Origin of the sequence: Streptomyces sp. NPDC005435, from assembly GCF_040703155.1 — a bacterium.
GTDB lineage: Bacteria > Actinomycetota > Actinomycetes > Streptomycetales > Streptomycetaceae > Streptomyces.
Genome location: NZ_JBEXEQ010000018.1, coordinates 1 through 19,225, shown reverse-complemented (window position 1 = coordinate 19,225; position 19,225 = coordinate 1). Strand labels below are relative to the sequence as shown.

At 72.4% G+C, this 19,225-nt stretch carries 19 protein-coding genes; 5 read left to right on the top strand and 14 right to left on the bottom strand.

Annotation, left to right across the window (positions count from 1 at the left end):
• The first annotated feature begins 9 nt into the window (after positions 1-9).
• Positions 10-696, top strand: a complete 687-nt coding sequence (locus tag AB0898_RS22750; protein ID WP_366804794.1) for an SUKH-4 family immunity protein — start codon at positions 10-12, stop codon at positions 694-696.
• Between the two features lie 66 nt (positions 697-762).
• Here the strand turns inward: AB0898_RS22750 and AB0898_RS22745 are convergent, their stop codons facing one another.
• The 5 genes from AB0898_RS22745 to AB0898_RS22725 all read right to left on the bottom strand — a co-directional run bounded on the left by AB0898_RS22745 (position 763) and on the right by AB0898_RS22725 (position 6,446).
• Positions 763-2,469, bottom strand: a complete 1,707-nt coding sequence (locus AB0898_RS22745; RefSeq protein WP_366804793.1) for a bifunctional uroporphyrinogen-III C-methyltransferase/uroporphyrinogen-III synthase — start codon at positions 2,467-2,469, stop codon at positions 763-765.
• Positions 2,466-3,425: a hydroxymethylbilane synthase gene (gene hemC, locus AB0898_RS22740; protein WP_366804792.1), complete on the bottom strand. Its 960-nt coding sequence runs from the start codon at positions 3,423-3,425 to the stop codon at positions 2,466-2,468. The genes AB0898_RS22745 and hemC overlap by 4 nt, the downstream gene beginning before the upstream one ends.
• The gene (locus tag AB0898_RS22735) at positions 3,422-5,140 is read right to left on the bottom strand and encodes a glutamyl-tRNA reductase (protein WP_366804791.1); all 1,719 of its coding nucleotides are present in this window, start codon (positions 5,138-5,140) and stop codon (positions 3,422-3,424) included. The genes hemC and AB0898_RS22735 overlap by 4 nt, the downstream gene beginning before the upstream one ends.
• On the bottom strand, positions 5,137-5,910 hold the full coding sequence (locus AB0898_RS22730) for a redox-sensing transcriptional repressor Rex (protein WP_366804790.1): 774 nt from the start codon (positions 5,908-5,910) through the stop codon (positions 5,137-5,139). The genes AB0898_RS22735 and AB0898_RS22730 overlap by 4 nt, the downstream gene beginning before the upstream one ends.
• A 254-nt stretch (positions 5,911-6,164) precedes the next feature.
• Positions 6,165-6,446, bottom strand: coding sequence for a glutaredoxin family protein (locus AB0898_RS22725; protein WP_366804930.1), 282 nt, complete (start codon positions 6,444-6,446; stop codon positions 6,165-6,167).
• Between the two features lie 106 nt (positions 6,447-6,552).
• Here AB0898_RS22725 and AB0898_RS22720 point away from each other — a divergent pair, with 106 nt between their 5' ends.
• From AB0898_RS22720 to AB0898_RS22705, 4 genes are all read left to right on the top strand, one after another.
• Entirely contained in the window at positions 6,553-7,473 is a 921-nt protein-coding gene (locus AB0898_RS22720; protein ID WP_366804788.1) for an HAD-IB family hydrolase, read from the top strand.
• A 677-nt stretch (positions 7,474-8,150) separates the two neighbouring features.
• Positions 8,151-8,666, top strand: a complete 516-nt coding sequence (locus AB0898_RS22715) for a DUF1877 family protein (protein ID WP_366804787.1) — start codon at positions 8,151-8,153, stop codon at positions 8,664-8,666.
• Positions 8,667-8,989: 323 nt separating this feature from the next.
• Complete coding sequence (locus tag AB0898_RS22710) at positions 8,990-9,775, top strand: ECF subfamily RNA polymerase sigma factor, BldN family (RefSeq protein WP_366804786.1); 786 nt, start codon at positions 8,990-8,992, stop codon at positions 9,773-9,775.
• A 239-nt stretch (positions 9,776-10,014) separates the two neighbouring features.
• Entirely contained in the window at positions 10,015-11,247 is a 1,233-nt protein-coding gene (locus AB0898_RS22705) for a DUF5667 domain-containing protein (RefSeq protein ID WP_366804785.1), read from the top strand.
• A 94-nt stretch (positions 11,248-11,341) separates the two neighbouring features.
• On the opposite strand, the gene AB0898_RS22700 is transcribed toward AB0898_RS22705, so the two are convergent.
• The 9 genes from AB0898_RS22700 to AB0898_RS22660 all read right to left on the bottom strand — a co-directional run bounded on the left by AB0898_RS22700 (position 11,342) and on the right by AB0898_RS22660 (position 19,116).
• The gene (locus AB0898_RS22700; protein WP_366804784.1) at positions 11,342-12,370 is read right to left on the bottom strand and encodes a lysophospholipid acyltransferase family protein; all 1,029 of its coding nucleotides are present in this window, start codon (positions 12,368-12,370) and stop codon (positions 11,342-11,344) included.
• 14 nt (positions 12,371-12,384) lie between these two features.
• Entirely contained in the window at positions 12,385-13,446 is a 1,062-nt protein-coding gene (locus tag AB0898_RS22695; RefSeq protein ID WP_366804783.1) for an NAD-dependent epimerase/dehydratase family protein, read from the bottom strand.
• Between the two features lie 199 nt (positions 13,447-13,645).
• Positions 13,646-13,744 carry a 30S ribosomal protein bS22 gene (locus AB0898_RS22690; RefSeq protein ID WP_003948845.1) on the bottom strand — a complete coding sequence of 33 codons (99 nt, stop codon included), beginning with the start codon at positions 13,742-13,744 and terminating at the stop codon, positions 13,646-13,648.
• A 132-nt stretch (positions 13,745-13,876) separates the two neighbouring features.
• Positions 13,877-14,086: a helix-turn-helix domain-containing protein gene (locus tag AB0898_RS22685; protein ID WP_093781815.1), complete on the bottom strand. Its 210-nt coding sequence runs from the start codon at positions 14,084-14,086 to the stop codon at positions 13,877-13,879.
• Positions 14,087-14,215: 129 nt separating this feature from the next.
• Positions 14,216-15,031, bottom strand: coding sequence for a phosphatase (locus tag AB0898_RS22680; RefSeq protein WP_366804782.1), 816 nt, complete (start codon positions 15,029-15,031; stop codon positions 14,216-14,218).
• Between the two features lie 153 nt (positions 15,032-15,184).
• Positions 15,185-16,357 carry an acetoin utilization protein AcuC gene (locus tag AB0898_RS22675; protein ID WP_366804781.1) on the bottom strand — a complete coding sequence of 391 codons (1,173 nt, stop codon included), beginning with the start codon at positions 16,355-16,357 and terminating at the stop codon, positions 15,185-15,187.
• A complete protein-coding gene (locus AB0898_RS22670; RefSeq protein ID WP_366804780.1) occupies positions 16,308-17,519 on the bottom strand; it encodes an MFS transporter in 1,212 nt (403 codons plus the stop codon). Before AB0898_RS22670 ends, AB0898_RS22675 begins: the two co-directional genes overlap by 50 nt.
• A gap of 136 nt (positions 17,520-17,655) precedes the next feature.
• A complete protein-coding gene (locus tag AB0898_RS22665) occupies positions 17,656-18,378 on the bottom strand; it encodes a VC0807 family protein (protein WP_366804779.1) in 723 nt (240 codons plus the stop codon).
• 93 nt (positions 18,379-18,471) lie between these two features.
• A complete protein-coding gene (locus AB0898_RS22660; RefSeq protein ID WP_366804778.1) occupies positions 18,472-19,116 on the bottom strand; it encodes an HAD family hydrolase in 645 nt (214 codons plus the stop codon).
• Positions 19,117-19,225 lie beyond the last annotated feature (109 nt).

Here is a 19,225-nt window from a genome sequence, read left to right as displayed (position 1 = left end):
GGCGCCGGAATGCTGTTCACCGTCGATCACGGCACCCTGACGCGAGCCGCCCTCGTGGACGAGGTGAGCCGCCTCCCCGAACCCACCGCCCGCGCCTACGGCTTCCACGGCGGAACGCTGGACTTCCTCGTCCGCACCGGCCTGCCGTCGGCCGACGCGTACGACCTGTGGTTCGGGGTGCCTGACGCGTTCGACCCCGGGTATGTCTGGGCCTACGCCGAGCAGGCAGGCCAGGGCTGGGTGCACCCCGGCGGAGCCGAAACGGTCGTGAAGCTCGGCGGCTTCCTCACGAACTCGGTCGCGATCGACCCGCGGACGGGAGTCGTGTACCAGTACACCGAGGGCACGAAGCAGGTCGTCCCCCTGCCCTTCGCCGTCTCCCCCGCCGACCTGGTCGAGGCCTTCGGCCTCGGCAACGTGGTCCGCTACGCACGCCCGGCCCCCACAGCGTGCCGCTTCGACGGGTGGACCGGAGCGTTCCTGAGCCGCGTGGGGCTGCCGGACACCGGGTGGTTCATGTCGCGAGCGGACCTGGACCACCACGGTTCGATCGTGCTGTCCGAGTGGCCCGACCGGGACGAGGAAATGCCCGAGGATCTCCGCGCCCGCGTCACGGAGTTCGACCCGCTGCCGTTCGCGGACGACGAGTCCCCATGGAGCCTGACCCTCGAAGAGGTGGTCCACGGGATCTGGTAACCCCGGAAAAGCCGGCGGGGTGCCCCCCGAAGGGAACACCCCGCCACGCCTGGGCTCAGCCAAGCCTCACGTCGTCGTACGACGCCTCCGCGCCCCCGGACGCCGCTCGCTCGGCCGGGTCACCGGGTCGCCCGCCTCCAGGGCGGCCGTGCGGCGCTTGGTGCCGAACGCGGCCAGCGCCTCGGCCAGCTTGTGGACGGAGGGCTCGGGAGCCATCACGTCCACCCGCAGACCGTGCTCCTCGGCCGTCTTGGCCGTCGCCGGGCCGATGCAGGCGATGATCGTGACGTTGTGCGGCTTGCCCGCGATGCCGACCAGGTTGCGGACGGTCGAGGACGAGGTGAAGAGCACCGCGTCGAAACCGCCGCCCTTGATCGCCTCGCGGGTCTCCTGCGGCGGCGGCGACGCACGGACCGTGCGGTACGCCGTGACGTCGTCGACCTCCCAGCCCAGCTCGATCAGGCCCGCCACCAGGGTCTCGGTGGCGATGTCGGCGCGCGGCAGGAAGACACGGTCGATCGGGTCGAAGACCGGGTCGTACGGCGGCCAGTCCTCAAGGAGCCCCGCCGCCGACTGCTCGCCGCTCGGCACCAGGTCCGGCTTCACACCGAAGTCGATCAGCGCGGCCGCCGTCTGCTCGCCCACCGCGGCCACCTTGATGCCCGCGAAGGCACGCGCGTCGAGCCCGTACTCCTCGAACTTCTCGCGCACCGCCTTCACCGCGTTGACCGAGGTGAACGCGATCCACTCGTAGCGCCCGGTGACCAGGCCCTTGACCGCGCGCTCCATCTGCTGCGGGGTGCGCGGCGGCTCGACGGCGATGGTCGGGACCTCGTGCGGCACCGCGCCGTAGGAGCGCAGCTGGTCGGAGAGCGACGCCGCCTGCTCCTTCGTACGCGGCACGAGCACCTTCCAGCCGAACAGCGGCTTGGACTCGAACCACGACAGCTGGTCGCGGCGGGCGGCGGCGGAACGCTCACCGACCACGGCTATGACCGGGCGGCCGCCGTCCGGGGACGGCAGCACCTTCGCCTGCTTCAGCGTCTGCGCGATCGTGCCGAGCGTGGCCGACCAGGTCCGCTGGCGGGTGGTCGTACCGGCGACGGTGACCGTCAGCGGGGTGTCCGGCTTGCGGCCCGCCGAGACCAGCTCGGCCGCGGCGGCCGCGACGGAGTCCAGCGCGGTGGAGACGACCACCGTGCCATCCGAGGCGCCGACCTCGGTCCAGCAGCGGGCGGAGGCGGTCCGCGCGTCCACGAAACGCACGTCCGCGCCCTGCGCGTCCCGCAGCGGCACACCGGCGTACGCGGGCACACCGGTGGCGGCCGCGACACCCGGGACGACCTCGAAGGGCACCCCGGCGGCGGCGCACGCCAGCATCTCCTCGGCGGCGTCCGTGTCCAGCCCCGGATCACCGGAAACCGCACGCACGACCCGCCTGCCGCCACGCGCGGCCTCCATGACAAGATGAGCGGCATCCCGGGCAGCGGCCGGGACCCCAACGGTTGTTGACGTGCCGTCAACCACCGTCAGCTGGGGTGCGCCCGCACTCGTGGACGCGTCCGCGGAGACCGCCGTCGGTACGACGGAGACGCCCGGGCGGGCGTGCGTCCGGACCACGTCGAGCACATCGGGCTCGGCGACCAGGACGTCCGCGTTCCCCAGCGCCTCCACGGCGCGCAGAGTCAGCAGTCCCGGATCCCCGGGTCCGGCACCCAGGAAGGTGACGTGACCGTGTTCCGGACGGGCGGCGGGAAGGGTGGTGGGGCTCAAAGTGCTCGCTCCCCCATCAGACCGGCCGCGCCCTGGGCGAGCATCTCGGTGGCGAGCTCGCGACCGAGCGCCGTCGCCTGCTCGTGCGTCTGGGGCACGGAACCGGTGGTGGACAGCTGCACCATGCGCGAACCGTCGGTGGTGCCGACGACGCCGCGCAGGCGCATTTCCTTGACAGTTGACCCGTCGGCCAGGAGGTCGGCCAGCGCGCCCACAGGGGCGCTGCAGCCGGCCTCCAGGGCGGCGAGCAATGACCGTTCGGCGGTGACGGCGGCCCGCGTGGACGGGTCGTCGAGCTCGCCGAGTGCCGCGATCAGCTCCGCGTTGTCCGCGGCGCACTCGATCGCCAGGGCCCCCTGGCCGGGGGCGGGCAGAACCGTGTCGACCGACAGGAAGTCGGTCACTTCGTCGATACGGCCGATCCGGTTCAGTCCGGCGGCGGCGAGGACGACGGCGTCGAGCCGCCCCTCGCGCACGTATCCGACGCGGGTGTCGATGTTGCCCCGGATCGGGACCGTCTCGATGTCCAGGCCGTGGGCGCGGGCGTACGCGTTCAGCTGCGCCATGCGGCGCGGCGAACCGGTGCCCACGCGGGCGCCGCGCGGCAGGTCGGTGAACTTCAGGGCGTCCCGCGCCACGATCACGTCGCGCGGGTCCTCGCGCTCGGGGACGGCGGCCAGCGCCAGGTCCTCGGGCTGGGAGGTGGGCAGGTCCTTGAGCGAGTGCACGGCGAAGTCCACCTCGCCGCGCAGCAGCGCGTCGCGCAGCGCGGTGACGAACACACCGGTGCCGCCGATCTGCGCGAGCGCCTCGCGGGAGACGTCGCCGTACGTGGTGATCTCGACCAGCTCGACGGGCCGGCCGGTCACCCGGCTCACGGCCTCGGCCACCAGCCCGGACTGGGCCATGGCGAGCTTGCTGCGCCTGGTCCCCAGCCTCAGTGCGTTGTCAGTCATGCCGGTCGGTCCTTCTCGTCTGTGTTGTCCACGGCCCGGGAGACGGCCGCGACCGTCTCGGGGTCGAGGTCGAACAGGGTGCGCAGCGCGTCCGCGTACCCGGCGCCGCCGGGCTCGGCCGCGAGCTGCTTGACCCGTACTGTCGGCGCGTGCAGCAGCTTGTCCACGACCCGGTGCACGGCCTGGCGGATCTCGCCGCGCTGGCGCGCGTCCAGGCCGGGCAGCCTGCCGTCGAGGCGCGCGATCTCGGCGGCGACGACATCGGCGGCCATGGTGCGCAGGGCGACCACGGTCGGCGTGATGTGCTGGGCCCGCTGGGCCGCGCCGAAGGCGGCGACCTCGTCGGAGACGATACGCCGGACCTGGTCCACGTCGGCCGCCATCGGCGCGTCGGCGGAGGCCTCGGCCAGCGACTCGATGTCCACCAGGCGCACCCCGGCCAGGCGGTGCGCGGCGGCGTCGATGTCGCGGGGCATGGCGAGGTCGAGCAGGAAGACGGCGGGCACCGGGCGCGGGATTCCGGCGACGGGCTCGGGCCTGCGGCGCTCGGGGACGCGGCCGCTGGAGGCGGCGGTCCGGGCGAGCGCGTCGATGAGTCCGGCCTCGGCGCGGGTGTCCTCGACGGCCTTGAGCGCGCGGGCGGAGCCCTGCTCGCGGCGGTCCACGGTGCCGCCCGCGACCCAGGCGGCGTGCTGCTCCAGGGCGGCGGCGTCGAGTCCGGCCACGGCGGCCTCGCCGAGCACGGAGAAGCCGCTCGCGCCCTGCACGGCGGCGAGGTCCAGCGGGCAGTTCTCCTCGGTGCCGACGGTGGCCGGCGCCGGCGCGGCCCCGGCGGCGGGCGTACGGCCGCCGTCCTGGACCTCGGCCACGGGCGCGCCGGTACGGTCCTGGAGGGCCTCGGCGACGGCGTCGGCGGTGAGCACCAGACCGGTGGCGCCGGTGCAGGAGACGACCACGTCGGCACGTGTCAGTTCGGCGGAGACGGCGGCCATGCGTACGGCGCGGGCGGTGGCGCCCTCGGCGTCGGCGAGGATCTGCGCGAGCCGCTCGGCGCGCTCGAAGGTGCGGTTGGCGACGACGATCTCGGCGACCCCGGCGCGGGCGAGCGTCGCGGCGGCCAGCGAGGACATCGAACCGGCGCCGATCACCAGCGCCCGGCGGCCTGCGGCCCACGCCCCGACGTCCTCGCCCGCGGCCAGCTGCTCCAGGCCGAAGGTGACCAGGGACTGTCCGGCGCGGTCGATGCCGGTCTCGGAGTGGGCGCGCTTGCCGACCCTGAGGGCCTGCTGGAAGAGGTCGTTGAGCAGGCGCCCGGCGGTGTGCAGCTCCTGGGCGCGGGCGAGGGAGTCCTTGATCTGGCCGAGGATCTGGCCCTCGCCGACGACCATGGAGTCCAGACCGCAGGCCACCGAGAAGAGGTGGTGGACGGCCCGGTCCTCGTAGTGCACGTAGAGGTACGGCGTCAGCTCTTCGAGGCCGACCCCGCAGTGCTGGGCGAGCAGCGTGGACAGCTCGGCGACACCGGCGTGGAACTTGTCGACGTCGGCGTACAGCTCGATGCGATTGCAGGTGCCGAGCACGGCGGCCTCGGTGGCCGGTTCGGCGGCGACCGTGTCCTGGGCGAGCTTGATCTGCGCGTCCGTGCTCAGCGCGGCCCGCTCCAGCACGCTCACGGGCGCGCTGCGGTGGCTCAGTCCGACGACGAGGAGGCTCATGCGGGCATCACGGCGGGTACGTCCCCGTCCGGTCCCTGCTCGGAGGCCTGCCCGGCGGCGGCGCGCGCGGCGGCCGCGGGCAGCGCGCCGTCGTTCGCGGCGAGCTCCTCGCCGGCCTTGCGCTGCTCGTGGAACGCGAGGATCTGCAGCTCGATGGAGAGGTCGACCTTGCGCACGTCGACGCCGTCCGGGACGGTCAGCACGGTCGGCGCGAAGTTCAGGATGGAGGTGACCCCGGCGGCCACGAGCCGGTCGCAGACCTGCTGGGCGGCGCCGGCCGGGGTGGCGATCACGCCGATGGAGACACCGTTGTCCTCGATGATCTGCTCAAGGCTGTCGGTGTGCTGCACCGGGATGCCCGCGACCGGCTTGCCCGCCATCGCGGGGTCGGCGTCTATCAGCGCCGCGACCCGGAAGCCGCGCGAGGCGAAGCCGCCGTAGTTGGCAAGGGCCGCGCCGAGGTTGCCGATGCCGACGATGACGACCGGCCAGTCCTGGGTGAGGCCCAGCTCGCGGGAGATCTGGTAGACGAGGTACTCGACGTCGTAGCCGACACCGCGGGTGCCGTACGAGCCGAGGTAGGAGAAGTCCTTGCGGAGCTTGGCGGAGTTGACTCCGGCGGCCGCGGCGAGTTCCTCGGAGGAGACCGTGGGGACCGAGCGCTCGGACAGCGCGGTCAGGGCTCGGAGGTACAGCGGAAGCCGGGCGACGGTGGCCTCGGGAATCCCTCGGCTGCGGGTCGCCGGTCGGTGAGTTCGGCCAGTTGCCACGGTGCTCCTGCGGGTAGAGCGGGGCTGGCGGTCATGCGTCCCCGGACCGCCCCGTCGAAAGCAGGCTATGTCTTTGTGAACGTGTGCACAAAGATGGTGTCCGATTTGCCCGGCCAACGTGACCGGGGTCACGCGCCCTCTTCCCGGGGCTGCACCTGGGGGCAAAGCTACACACTCCTCGCGAATCCCGCCCCCGAGACCAAACAGGCGTCCGATCCTAAGCGACGTTCCGGGTGTTCCGGGACGCCTGTGGACTACTTGGTCAGAGCCTTACGAAGCCGGTTCTCGTCCACCCGCCAGAAGGTGTGCTGCTCACCGTCGACGAGGACGACGGGGATCTGCTCCCAGTACGTGTCGTACAACTCACGGTCCTCGGTGATGTCCCGGCTCTCCCACGGCACGCCGAGCTCGCCGCACACCTTCTCGACGACGCCCTGGGCGTCGTCGCAGAGGTGGCAGCCGGGCTTGCGGACGAGGGTGACCAGGCGCTCCTGGGGCGCGGGCGGGCGCCGGAAGAGGGGGCTCATGCCGCCCATTCTCACTCCGCTCACGCACGCTCCTTAACAACGCGGTCGCGCAGAGTTCACGCCCGTCGAACCTCTTGGCTCCGAAGCGGCGTCACGGACTGGCTATGCTCACGCCATGGCCGCTCTAGGATGGCTCACCCCCCGTAGGCGCTCCGCCACGGCGCGGAGCGTGTTGGCAGGCGAGGCCTCGGCCGAGGCCGCCCGCAAGTCCGCGCGGAACGCGCCGGAACCCGAGACCGCCGAACCGGAGTTCCCGGTGCTCGGCGACGACCGCGCGGCCGCGTTCTTCGACCTCGACAACACCGTGATGCAGGGCGCCGCGCTGTTCCACTTCGGGCGCGGGCTGTACAAGCGGAAGTTCTTCGAGACCCGCGACCTCGTCAAGTTCGCCTGGCAGCAGGCGTGGTTCCGGCTCGCCGGGGTCGAGGACCCCGAGCACATGCAGGACGCGCGCGACTCCGCCCTCTCCATCGTCAAGGGCCACCGGGTGGCCGAGCTGGAGACGATCGGCGAGGAGATCTACGACGAGTACCTGGCCGACCGCATCTGGCCCGGCACCCGCGCGCTGGCCCAGGCCCACCTGGACGCGGGCCAGAAGGTGTGGCTGGTGACGGCCGCCCCGGTGGAGATCGCCCAGGTGATCGCCCGCCGCCTCGGCCTGACCGGCGCGCTCGGCACCGTCGCGGAGTCCATGGACGGCGTCTACACCGGCCGCCTGGTGGGCGAACCCCTCCACGGCCCCGCCAAGGCGGAAGCGGTACGCGCCCTGGCCGCCGCCGAGGACCTCGACCTCCCCCGCTGCGCCGCCTACAGCGACAGCCACAACGACATCCCGATGCTCTCCCTCGTCGGCCACCCCTACGCCATCAACCCCGACGCCAAACTCCGCAAACACGCCCGCGCAAAGGACTGGCGCCTCCGCGACTACCGCACCGGCCGCAAGGCAGCCAAGGTCGGCATCCCCGCCGCCGCCGGCGTAGGCGCGGTAGCAGGCGGCACAGCAGCAGCCATCGCCCTGACCCGCCGCAGGCGCTGACCGCCTGCGACGGGGCTTGAGCGAGCCCAGTTGGCGCCGCGCTCCCCCAACACCCTGCTTGGGCAGAGGGGCGCAGGCACGGCGGAGCACCTGGTGCCGCCCGGCGGCGGGGCCAGGACTGCGGGGCTACTGCCGCCCAGGCCGGCATGGCGACGGATACGGGTACGACCGAACATCTGATGCCGCCCGGCGGCGGGGCCACGACCGCAGAGCTGCCGCCACCCGGGTTGGCATGAGGGTTGGATACGCCGGGCACGACCGAGCGTTCAGTGCCGCCCGGCGGCAGGGCCACTGCCACGGGGCTACCGCCGCCCGGGCCAGTAAATGGGGCGGCCGCAAGCACGACCGGCATCCGGCGCCGCCCGACGGCAGCGCCACGGCCACGGGACTACCGCCGCCCGGGCCGACATGGGGGCGCAGGCACAGCCGATCATCCGGCGCCGCCCGGCGGCAGGATCACGACCGTGGGACCCAACCCCTGCCCCCCCCTTGCCGACGGAGGCGCATCGCGGGCACCGCAAAGGCAGCCCCGCACCCACGCCCCTCACCGACGGCCGCCCGCGCACCCAGCGTCACCCGGCAGCCGGAACCCCAGTTGAGCAGGGAAACCAGGGCCACCCGGTGCACCTCGGCCGAGCGGCGAACAATCCGGTGGACGGCACCGGGACACTTCCGTCATGGCCGTCACTCAGCAGCTCGCCCGTATCCCGGCGGAGTATCTCGCCGCCTGCCGCCGGTCGGCGGACGCGTCACCGGCCGGTGATCCTCAGTGGGATCCGCCGGCAAGGGACGTGCTGGACCTGGACTGGGCGCCGGCGCTGCTCGTACGCGTCGGCGAGGTGACCGGGCTCGACGAGGTCCGCCTCGGCGCCCTCCGGCGGGCCACCGACGGCGACACGGCCGTCGACCTGGGCTTCCTCCACACGCACCCGCACGCGATCGGCCCCTTCGGGCCGGCCCCCACGTCTCTGTCCAGCACTCAAGTAGCGCGTGTCTCCGAACTGCTCGACGAGATCGACATGCACGCCCTCCTGCCCGCCGACGACCACGAAGCCGCGTCCCTGATCGGCCACGGAGCCGACCGGATCACCGGCGGCTCGCGGGAGTACCTGCTGCACCACTTCGACGCCCTGCGTGACTTCTACCGCGACGCGGCAAGGCGCCGGCTGCTCGTCGTGCTCTGGTGGGACTGACCGGAGCGGCCCCCGGCCCGAACCCCGGGCGCCCCGCCCGCTGAATCGTTTCGCGGGCGCCCGGGATTATGCGCCCCGCTCTCCAACCAGCCTCAGCTTCGCAGAAATCGGCTGGTTTTCGGTCGGGAAGTGATCAGAAAAAGCAAGACAACTGGGCGCCAACTGGTCACGGAAGCGACGTAATCGACGATTTGAGCAACTGGGTGTAGCAGGGTCTACACGAAGCGTTATTCTCCTCAGACGCAAACCGGTACCCCTCCGTCGCTACGACGGGTGAAAGGTCCCGTACTGCACGTGATGGAAGCTCTGCCTCTGGGAGTCCCGTGTACCCACACGTCGGGGTTGACGCCTCGGGCCTGGCTACGCTGCGCGCAACTGTCGCAACGGTCAAAGAGACGCTGCGCGGCCTCGTCCCCACCGCGCACACCGTCCCCGCCCTCGCCACCGGCGCACCCCTGGGCCCGTGCTACGCACTGGCCGAGGGCAGCGCCGCCGTAGGCAGACGCGGCCGGTCGGCGCCCTCCGGCGCGCCCGCCGCCCGCCGTCCCGCCGCGGACAGCGACAGCGCCCGCATGATGGACCTGGTCGAGCGCGCCCAGGCAGGGGAGGCGGAAGCCTTCGGCCGGCTGTACGACCAGTACAGCGACACCGTCTACCGGTTCATCTACTACCGCGTGGGCGGCAAGGCCACCGCCGAGGACCTCACCAGCGAGACCTTCCTCCGCGCCCTGCGCCGCATCGGCACCTTCACCTGGCAGGGCCGCGACTTCGGCGCCTGGCTCGTGACGATCGCCCGCAACCTGGTCGCCGACCACTTCAAGTCCAGCCGCTTCCGCCTGGAGGTCACCACCGGCGAGATGCTCGACGCCAACGAGGTCGAGCGCTCCCCGGAGGACTCCGTCCTGGAGTCCCTCTCCAACGCCGCCCTCCTCGACGCCGTACGACGGCTCAACCCCCAGCAGCAGGAGTGCGTCACGCTCCGCTTCCTCCAGGGCCTCTCGGTCGCCGAGACCGCCCGGGTGATGGGAAAGAACGAGGGCGCCATCAAGACCCTCCAGTACCGCGCCGTCCGCACCCTCGCCCGGCTCCTGCCGGACGACGCCCGCTGACGCTGCGCAACCACAACCGCCGATCAACTCACGTTCCGTAAGCGCCAGTTGTCTTTCCGATCCGGTCATCCGCCGTCCGTAACCGAAGTGCCGAGCCGCTCGTTGTGCGGGATACAGGCTCCCTGTGGGCACGTCCTGGCCGACCCTCGTCGCCCGATCGTGTGGACGTGGCCACGGGCGTGCAACCCTCAGGACATCCCCTGGGGAGTCGACCGTCATGACGAGAGGAGGTGCCGCCAGTGATCGCGAACGTATCGGCGCACCGGCGGGCGAACGCCTTCGCCCAGGCCCTGGAGGAGCAGTCCGACCGGGACACGGCGGCCGAGCAGTCCGCAGCACCGACGGGATCACCGCCGACCGGGGACCCCTCCGCGCAGGGACTGCTCCTGTCCCTGGCCAGAGGCCTCGACGCGCTGCCCAAACCGCAGCTCGACCCCGAGGTCAAGGTCGTCCAGCGCGCCCAGCTGGTGGCCGCGATGGAGGCCATGCTCCAGGAAGGCACCCTGGGCGGAGCCGCGGACGCGTCGGTGCCCGAGCAGCGCTCCCCCGGCCGGGGCGCCCACCGGGCGAGCCCCCTGAGCAGACTGCGGCCCAGGTCGCGGCTGGCCAAGGGACTCACGGCGGGCGGACTCGGCCTCGGTGTCACCGCGAGCGCCTTCGGCGGAGTGGCCGCCGCCAGCTCCGACGCCCTGCCCGGCGACCAGCTGTACGGCCTCAAACGCGGCATCGAGGACTTCCGGCTGAACTACCTGAGCGAGGGCGACGGCGAACGCGGCCGGACGTACCTCGACCAGGCCTCCACCCGGCTGAACGAGGCCCGCAGACTGATGGAGCGCGGCCGCGGCGGCCACCTCGACCACGAGTCCATCGGCGAGATCCGCCGCACCCTCTCCGGGATGCGCCAGGACGTCACCGAGGGCCACCGGCTGCTCCACGCGGCCTACGAGGCCGACCCCAAGTCCCTCGGCCCCATCCAGGCCCTCTCCTCCTTCTCCCGCTCCCACCGCGAGGCGTGGACGAGCCTGAGCGACCAGCTGCCCGTCCAGCTCGGGGACGTCAAGGACCAGGTCTCCTCGGTCTTCGACGCCATAGACCAAGAGGTGGCCCCGCTGGAGTCCCTGCTCCCCGAGCCGCCCGCGGCCGGCAGGCAGGGCGGGAAGCACGCCGCCACCCCGTCCGCCCCCTCCGGCACCCACCGCCCGGCCACGCCCAGCAAGCCCGGCAGCACGCCCTCCGCGGGCGGAAAGCACGCGAGCCCCGGCAGCAGCCCCAGCGGCTCGGCCGGCGACCGCGACGAGGGCCTGCTCGGCGGCAGCACCGGCGGACTGCTCGACCCGCCCAAGTCGGGCTCCGACCAAGGCGGTTCCCCGTCCGCCGAGAAGTCCCCGTCGGCCAAGCCGGACGTCACCCTGCCCCCGCTCCTGCCGGGCCTCCTGCCCGGCCTGGGCATCGACAGCCAGGACTCCAACTAGCCGCGCACAGTACGACGGTGGGGCGCCCCTTTCCGAGCAGGGGCGCCCCACCGTCGTACGTACGGACCAGGGTCGTACGCGAGAAACCCGGGCGTCAGAAGAACACCGACCGCCGCTGCACCAGCAGCTTGTACAGCGTGTGCTGGATCTGCTCGCGCACCTGGTCGGTCAGGTTGAACATCAGCATCGGGTCCTCGGCCGCCTCCGGCGGATAGCCGTCCGTGGGGATCGGCTCGCCGAACTGGATCGTCCACTTGGTCGGCAACGGGATCGCGCCGAGCGGCCCGAGCCAGGGGAAGGTCGGCGTCAGCGGGAAGTACGGGAAGCCGAGCAGCCGCGCCAGCGTCTTGGCGTTGCCGATCATCGGGTAGATCTCCTCGGCCCCGACGACCGAGCACGGGATGATCGGCGCCCCCTGCCGCAGCGCGGTGGAGACGAACCCGCCGCGCCCGAACCGCTGGAGCTTGTACCGCTCCCCGAAGGGCTTGCCGATGCCCTTGAAGCCCTCCGGCATCACCCCGACCAGCTCGCCCTGGCCGAGCAGCCGTTCGGCGTCCTCGGTGCAGGCGAGGGTGTGCCCGAGCTTGCGGGCCAGCTCGTTGACCACCGGCAGCACGAAGACCAGGTCGGCCGCGAGCAGCCGTAGATGCCGCCCGGCCGGATGGTGGTCGTGCACGGCGACCTGCATCATCAGGCCGTCCAGCGGCAGCGTCCCGGAGTGGTTGGCGACGATCAGCGCGCCGCCCTCGGCCGGGATGTTCTCGATGCCCTTGACCTCGACCCGGAAGTAGTTGTCGTACACCGGCCGCAGCAGGGACATCAGGACCTGGTCGGTGAGCTCCTCGTCGTAGCCGAAGTCGTCGACCTCGTAGTCCCCGGTGAGCCTGCGGCGCAGGAAGGCGAGGCCGCGCGCGATGCGGCGGTCGAGCCCGCCGTCGTCCTCGGGCGCACCGCCGGCCGGGGGCTCGCCGGGCACCGCCCGCGTCGGCAGCGGCTGGACCGGCGCGCTCTCACCGGCCGCGGCCGGCCGGGCGCCGGCCGGGCCCCGGCGCCGCTGCGGGCGGCCTGTGGCACCTCCCCGGGACCGGTCGTCGTCGAACGGAATGACCTTGGCGTCCGCCATCGTTGCTGCGCTCCTCAGTTGGCGCCGGGCTGCGGGAAGGGGCCACCGCTTCTCGCGGTCAGCGCGGCGATCCGGTCGACGGCTCCCGCCAGCGCCTCCGGCGGCAGCAGGCCGGGACCCTGGCCGTGCGCGAAGTCCGCGAAGGTCTCCGCGGTCGTGAACCTCGGCGCGAAGCCGAGCGTCTCGCGCATCTGCCCGGTGTCCACCACCCGGCCGTGGGTCAGCAGCCGGATCTGCTCCGGCGAGAAGTCCGTCATACCGAGCGTACGCACCAGGGAGCCCGCCCAGGTGACCGCCGGCAGCAGCAGCGGCACGGTGGGCCGCCCGAGCCGGCGCGAGCACTGGGAGAGCAGCAGCACGCCGTCCCCGGCGATGTTGAAGGTGCCGCTGTTGAGCGTGCCCCGGCGCGGCTCGTGCGAGGCGATCCGCAGCACCTCGATCACGTCGTCCTCGTGCACGAACTGCAGCCGCGGGTCGTAGCCGAACACGGTCGGCAGGACGGGCAGCGCGAAGTAGGAGGCGAGCGGGGTGTCCGCCGTCGGCCCGAGGATGTTGGCGAACCGCAGCACGCACACCGCGACGTCCGGGCGGCGCCGGGCGAACCCGCGCACGTATCCCTCGACCTCGACGGCGTCCTTGGCGAAGCCGCCGCTCGGCAGCGACTTGGCCGGGGTGGTCTCGGTGAAGACGGCCGGGTCGCGCGGGGCGGAGCCGTAGACGTTGGTGCTGGACTTCACCACGAGCCGTTTCACGGCCGGCGACTTCTGGCAGGCGCCGAGCAGCTGCATGGTGCCGATGACGTTGGTCTCCTTGACCGTGGCCCGGCTGCCGCCGCCGAGCGCGGTGCCGGTCACGTCCATGTGGACGACCGTGTCCGCGCCGGTCTCCGCGAGCACCCGGGCGATCGTCGGCTGCCGGATGTCGGCCTGGATGAACTCGGCGCCGCCGAGATGGTGCGCGGGCGGCACCGCGTCCACCGCGATCACCCGGTCCACATCGGCGTCCCGCTGAATGCGGCGCACGAACCGGCCGCCCAGCTGCCGGGCCACTCCGGTGACGAGCACGATCTTCCCCAAGACCAGCGCCTTCCTTCCCGACCTCGCGCGAAACCCGGCTCCGACGCCCGCGTTCCCCGTGTGCGGCCAACCTATCGGGTCGGTGTTGCGCCACGATGACCACACGGGCCCGGACATGCCGAACGGCTCCGGACATGCCGATGGCCCTCCGCCCCCAGAGGGACGAAGGGCCACCGACCGCGCTTTCGCGGCGCGTCGCCTACTTCTTGTTGCGACGCTGAACGCGCGTGCGCTTGAGCAGCTTGCGGTGCTTCTTCTTAGCCATCCGCTTGCGCCGCTTCTTGATAACAGAGCCCACGACTACCCTCGCTCACTTCTCATGACTCGGTTGTTGGGCGCCATGGGCCCATACGACCTACGAGGGGACAGCCTACCCGCCCGAACGCCAGGGTCGTAATCGAGGTGTTCCGGGAAGATCCCGAAGCCGCCGTCAGGCCGTTTCCACCCCCACATAGCTCTCGCGCAGATACTCGTGGACCGCCTGCTCGGGGACGCGGAAGGACCGCCCCACCCGGATCGCGGGCAGATGACCGCTGTGCACCAGCCGGTACACGGTCATCTTCGAGACTCGCATGACCGAGGCGACTTCCGCCACGGTAAGGAACTGAACCTCGTTCAGAGGCCTCTCACCAGCTGCCATGACACACCTGAACCTTCCGCACTCGACGGCCACCGGCTTCCCCTTCCGGTGACTCTTCGTCGTTGCGTGCTCACTCCCCAATGTAGGGGCGGGTGATGCGAGTGGGGAAGAGGTGGACGCATCGGCGGCCTACTGTGACAGACAGGCCCGTTTGAGTACGTAGCGGGTGAGCGGGCGGTAGTGACTAGACCGCACGGCGTCGTCAAGCGGAACGACGACGGACACCGTCCCCTCCGCCTCGCCGACGAACGGCGCGGGATCGTCGGAGTCGGCCAGACCGATCGCCTCGAACCCCAGCTGACCTGCGCCGCAGACCCAGCCGTGGTCCCCGACGACCAGCCCGGGCAACGGCCCGCCGGACTCCGCCAGAGCGGCCAGCGCGAGCCGAACCGGCAGCGGGGAATGGCTGTGCGCCCCCGGCTCACGCCCCGGGCGCCCACCGCCCGCTTCCCGCACCAACGCAACACCTCGTACGTAGTCGAGGCGGTGCGTGCGTAGACCGAACCGGGTCAATATGTCGACACAGCGACCCTGCGCCGGGGTGAGCACAACACATCCCGCCGCCGACATCGCCGCCGCCAATCCGGCGTAGAACCCGAGCAGGGCGCCCGGATGCCCGGTGCCGAACAGCACCGGCGCCCGCCGCCGCACCGCCGCCCGCAGCCGCCCCGCGAACGCGTCAAGGGCGGCCAGCGTCCGCTCCGGGTCGATCACGTCCGGCCCCGAGACCCGCCCCGGGTCCGCCGACACCCCGCACCGCTCGGCCATCAGCGCCAGCACCTCGCGCGGCCCCCAGGACCGTACGGGATCGAGCCCGAGCAGCGCACGCGGGTCGCACGCCGCGAACAGCCCGTACCGGCGCAGGCTCGCCTCGCGCGCGGTGGCCACCTCACCGGCGAGCCGGGCGGCCAGCAGGTGCGCCCGCAGGGCACCGGTTTCCGACACGGCAGCGATGGTGGCCCACCAGCGCGGCCCCGGCGACCGGAACGGCGAAAGACCCCACGGTCGGCCTAACGCCGAGCGCCCCTCCCGGACACGGCCGGCGAACCCGCCGGACACCCGCCAGACTCCGCCGGAAAGCCGCCGGACGCCCGCCGCTCACGCCAGCAGACCCCGCAGCGGGAACGCGGCCCGCCGCGTCGCCAGCACCGCCTGGTCGAGGCGGTCGGCCGGGTCGTACCCCGCCGACCAGTCCCTGTAACCCACCGGCCAGCGCCCGTCCGTCATCCGCTGCGGCCCCAACTGCCGTGTACGCGCGTACACTTCCTGCCGCCAGCCCTCCGGGACCACCGTCTGCGGAGCGATCTCCCGGCCCGCCGCGATCCCCACCAGATGCGTCCAGGACCGCGGTACGACGTCCACCACCGCGTAACCGCCGCCGCCCAGCGCCAGCCACTTCCCGTCCGCGTACGCGTGCGCCAGCTCGTGACAGGCCAGCTGCACCGCCCGCTGCGCGTCCAGCGACACCGCGAGATGCGCGAGCGGGTCCTCGAAGTGCGTGTCGGCGCCGTGCTGCGAGACCAGCACCTGCGGCCGGAAGTCCGCCAGCAGCTCCGGCACCACCGCGTGGAACGCCCGCAGCCACCCCGCGTCCCCGGTCCCGGCCGGCAGCGCCACGTTCACCGCCGCGCCCTCGCCCGCCCCGGCCCCGGTCTCCTGCGGCCAGCCCGTCGCCGGGAACAGGGTGCGCGGATGCTCGTGCAGCGAGATGGTCAGCACCCTCGGGTCCTCCCAGAAGGCCGCCTGCACCCCGTCCCCGTGATGCACGTCCACGTCCACATAGGCGACCCGCTCCACGCCCAGCTCAAGGAGGCGGGCCACCGCCAGCGCCGCGTCGTTGTACACGCAGAACCCGGCCGCTCCGCCCGGCATCGCGTGATGCAGCCCGCCCGCGAAGTTCACCGCGTGCTCGACGTCACCCCGCCACACCGCCTCCGCCGCCGCCACCGACTGCCCCGCGATCAGCGCCGACACCTCGTGCATCCCCGCGAACGCCGGATCGTCCACCGTCCCGATCCCGTACGACCCGTCCGCCGCGCCCGGATCGGCCGAGGCCGCCTTCACCGCGTCGATGTAGTCCTCGCGGTGCACCAGGCGCAGCGTGGACTCCCCGGCGGGCCGCGCGGCCACGATCTCCAGCTCCTTGTCGAGCCCGAGGGCCGACACCAGCTTCCGGGTCAGCTCCAGGCGCACCGGAGCCATCGGATGGTCCGGGCCGAAGTCATAGCCCGTTACTGCCTCGTCCCACATCAGCTGTGCGCGGCCGCTCATGCCCGCCACCGTATCGGTCGCCTCCCGGCCCGAACGACCGGGCGTACACCACGGTGACCAGCACCAGAGCCATCGGCACGAGCATCGCCCCGCGATAGCTCCACGCATCCCCGAGCGCCCCCACCAACGGCGAACCAACCAGGAAACCCACGTAGTTGAAGATGTTGAGCCGCGCGATCGCCGCGTCCGACGAGCCGGGGAACAGCCTGCCCGCCGCCGCGAAGGTCTGCGGCACCAGCACACACAGCCCGAGCCCCACCAGCGTGAACCCGAGCATCCCCGCCCACGCCCCCGGCGCCGCCGCGACCACCACGAACCCGCCCGCCGCCAGCACCGCCCCCAGCCGCACGACCACCACCGCCCCGAGCCGCCGCACCCCGAGATCCCCCAGGGCCCGCCCCACCAGCGTGGTCACCATGTACACGTTGTACGGCACGGTCGCGAGCTGCTCCGAGCCGCCGAGCACGTCCTTGACGTACTTCGCGCTCCAGTTGGAGACCGTCGAGTCCCCGATGTACGCGAACGTCATCACCAGACACAGCGGCAACAGCACCCGGAACGCGACCCCGCCACCACCACCGGCCGGCTCACTCTCAAGGCCGCCCTCCCCGTCGACGTACCACCGGCTCCCCACCAGCGTCGCGGGCAACAGCACCAGCACCACGGGCAGATACGACACCCACAGCGCCAACTCCCCGTGCGCGCCCACCCAGGCGAGCGAGGCACCGAGGATGCCGCCGAGGCTGTAGGCCGCGTGGAAGCTCAGCATGATGCTGCGCCCGTACGCCCGCTGGAGGCTCACCCCGAGCATGTTCATGGAGGCGTCCAGCGCTCCCACCGACAGCCCGAACACCCCCAACGCGACCGCCAGCCCGGCCACTTGGTCCCCGGCGCCGACACCGAGCAGCGCCAGCAGCACCACCGGCTGGGACCAGCGCAGCAGCCGGCTGGGCGGTATCCGCCGCACCAGCTTCTCGGTGGCCACGCTCCCGCACCCGGCGAGCACCGGCACGGCGGCCAGGAAGACGGGCAACAGCGCGTCGGAGACCCCGTACCGCTCCTGCACGGCCGGAATGCGCGTCACGAGCAGGGCGAACGCGACGCCCTGGGTGAAGAAGCCGAACGCCAGCGAGGCCCTGCCGCGCCGCAGCACATCCGTCATGGCGGCGAGCGTAGGGCCCCGGGGTGCGCATGGATAGATCCGGCCAAAGATGAGTTCTGCTCATCTTCGGCCGGATCGGGGGCCGGTGACCAGTCGTCGGCCGAACCGCCGGCCAGACCGCCGGCCGGACCGGGGCTCAGGCGGCGGCCAGGGACACGGGGGCCACGGGGGTGTCGGCCTTCTCCGTCTCGTCGGCGAGAATCCGCTCCATCGGCGCGGCGGCGACGGCCCCGCTGACCACGAACGTCAGCGCCATGACCACGGCCATCAGCACCCCGCCCAGCCACACCATGGTGTCGACGGGCACGGTGTACGCCCCCACCACCCGCGCCACGCACTCGGCCAGCAGCGCCACGCCCCACACCACGGAGAAGGCCCGCTCCTTGCGCCGGAAGTCCGCCGACCCGGCCGCCGCACCCGACACCAGCCGCTGCCAGGCGGCCTCCTTGGCCGTGTCCCCCTTCACCAGGAACGGCTTCATGCCCTCGGTCATCATCGGCCGGCCGAGGAAGACGGAGACGAGGATGCCGATGCCGACGGTGCTGCTGACCGCGCCGTCCTTGGCGAGCATCAGCCGCGGGTCGCCGGAGACGAAGCTGAGCGCGAGCCCGACCACGTTCACGGTGAGGATGAGGAGCGCGAGCGCGTTGGCGGTGCGCTCCCGCACCAGGCTCCACACGGTCCGCGCGGCGGGCACCACGCTGCTCCCGGCGAGCGCGGCGAAGGTGCTCATCCCGAAGGCGCCCTTCAGGAGGTAGTACGCGCCGAGCGGCACCGCCACGTCCACGAGCAGCGGCTTGAAGTTCTCCAGCGCGCTCGGCTGCCGGCTGTGGCCCTGGTTCCCCGTCGTCTTCGTCATGCCCTCAGCTTCGCGGCCGAGGGGCATCCGGCAGTAGAAACGATCGTCCGGAGGTCCGCATGACAATTGTCAGCCCCGGAGCGATGGCCCCCGTCACACCAGCAGGTCGGCCAACTCACCCATGCCGGAGAAGAGTTGATTCGCACCGGCCAGCTTCCCGGCCGGCGTCATCGCGGTGAACCCGTACACGTCCATCCCGGCCGCCACGGCCGCCTGGACGCCCAGCGGGGAGTCCTCCACCACCAGACACCGCTCGGGGGCCACCCCCATGCGCTCGGCGGCGTACAGGAAGAGGTCGGGCGCCGGCTTGCCCCGCCCCACGTCCTGCGAGCTGAAGATCCGCCCCTCCTCGAACCACCGGTCGAGCCCGGTCGCCCGGTGTCCCACCCGGATCCGCTCATGGCTCCCGGAGGACGCCACGCAGTACGGCACCCCGTCCGCGGCCAGCTTCTCCAGCACCCCGTCGACGCCGGCGACGGGCCGCAGCTCCCGCTCGAACGCGGCGAAGACCCGCGCGTGGAAGACGTCGTCGAAGTCCTCGGGAAGCCGCCGCCCGGTCCGCTCCAGAACCAGGTCGTGGACGCGGTGCATGGCCGACCCCATGTAGTCCCGGATGGAGTCCTCGTACGTCGTCGGGTGCCCCAGCTCGGTGAGGTACGCGGCGAGCAGCCGGTTGGAGATGGGCTCGCTGTCCACCAGGACACCGTCGTTGTCGAAAAGGATGAGGTCGTAGTGCATATACCCGAGCCTATAAAGGGTCCGGAACGCAGAAAACCCCCGCACCAATGGTGCGGGGGTTTCCCTAAAATTAGTTCGGCGGCGTCCTACTCTCCCACAGGGTCCCCCC

What these genes read in the sequence shown, in the direction of transcription:
- AB0898_RS22660 (WP_366804778.1), bottom strand. Translation starts at nt 19,116, where the DNA reads ATGCACTACGACCTCATCCTTTTCGACAACGACGGTGTCCTGGTGGAC.
- hemC (WP_366804792.1), bottom strand. Translation starts at nt 3,425, where the DNA reads ATGACTGACAACGCACTGAGGCTGGGGACCAGGCGCAGCAAGCTCGCC.
- AB0898_RS22685 (WP_093781815.1), bottom strand. Translation starts at nt 14,086, where the DNA reads ATGGCAGCTGGTGAGAGGCCTCTGAACGAGGTTCAGTTCCTTACCGTG.
- AB0898_RS22675 (WP_366804781.1), bottom strand. Translation starts at nt 16,357, where the DNA reads ATGAGCGGCCGCGCACAGCTGATGTGGGACGAGGCAGTAACGGGCTAT.
- AB0898_RS22715 (WP_366804787.1), top strand. Translation starts at nt 8,151, where the DNA reads ATGGCCGTCACTCAGCAGCTCGCCCGTATCCCGGCGGAGTATCTCGCC.
- AB0898_RS22750 (WP_366804794.1), top strand. Translation starts at nt 10, where the DNA reads ATGCTGTTCACCGTCGATCACGGCACCCTGACGCGAGCCGCCCTCGTG.
- AB0898_RS22720 (WP_366804788.1), top strand. Translation starts at nt 6,553, where the DNA reads ATGGCCGCTCTAGGATGGCTCACCCCCCGTAGGCGCTCCGCCACGGCG.
- AB0898_RS22725 (WP_366804930.1), bottom strand. Translation starts at nt 6,446, where the DNA reads ATGGGCGGCATGAGCCCCCTCTTCCGGCGCCCGCCCGCGCCCCAGGAG.
- AB0898_RS22700 (WP_366804784.1), bottom strand. Translation starts at nt 12,370, where the DNA reads ATGGCGGACGCCAAGGTCATTCCGTTCGACGACGACCGGTCCCGGGGA.
- AB0898_RS22665 (WP_366804779.1), bottom strand. Translation starts at nt 18,378, where the DNA reads ATGACGAAGACGACGGGGAACCAGGGCCACAGCCGGCAGCCGAGCGCG.
- AB0898_RS22670 (WP_366804780.1), bottom strand. Translation starts at nt 17,519, where the DNA reads ATGACGGATGTGCTGCGGCGCGGCAGGGCCTCGCTGGCGTTCGGCTTC.
- AB0898_RS22735 (WP_366804791.1), bottom strand. Translation starts at nt 5,140, where the DNA reads ATGAGCCTCCTCGTCGTCGGACTGAGCCACCGCAGCGCGCCCGTGAGC.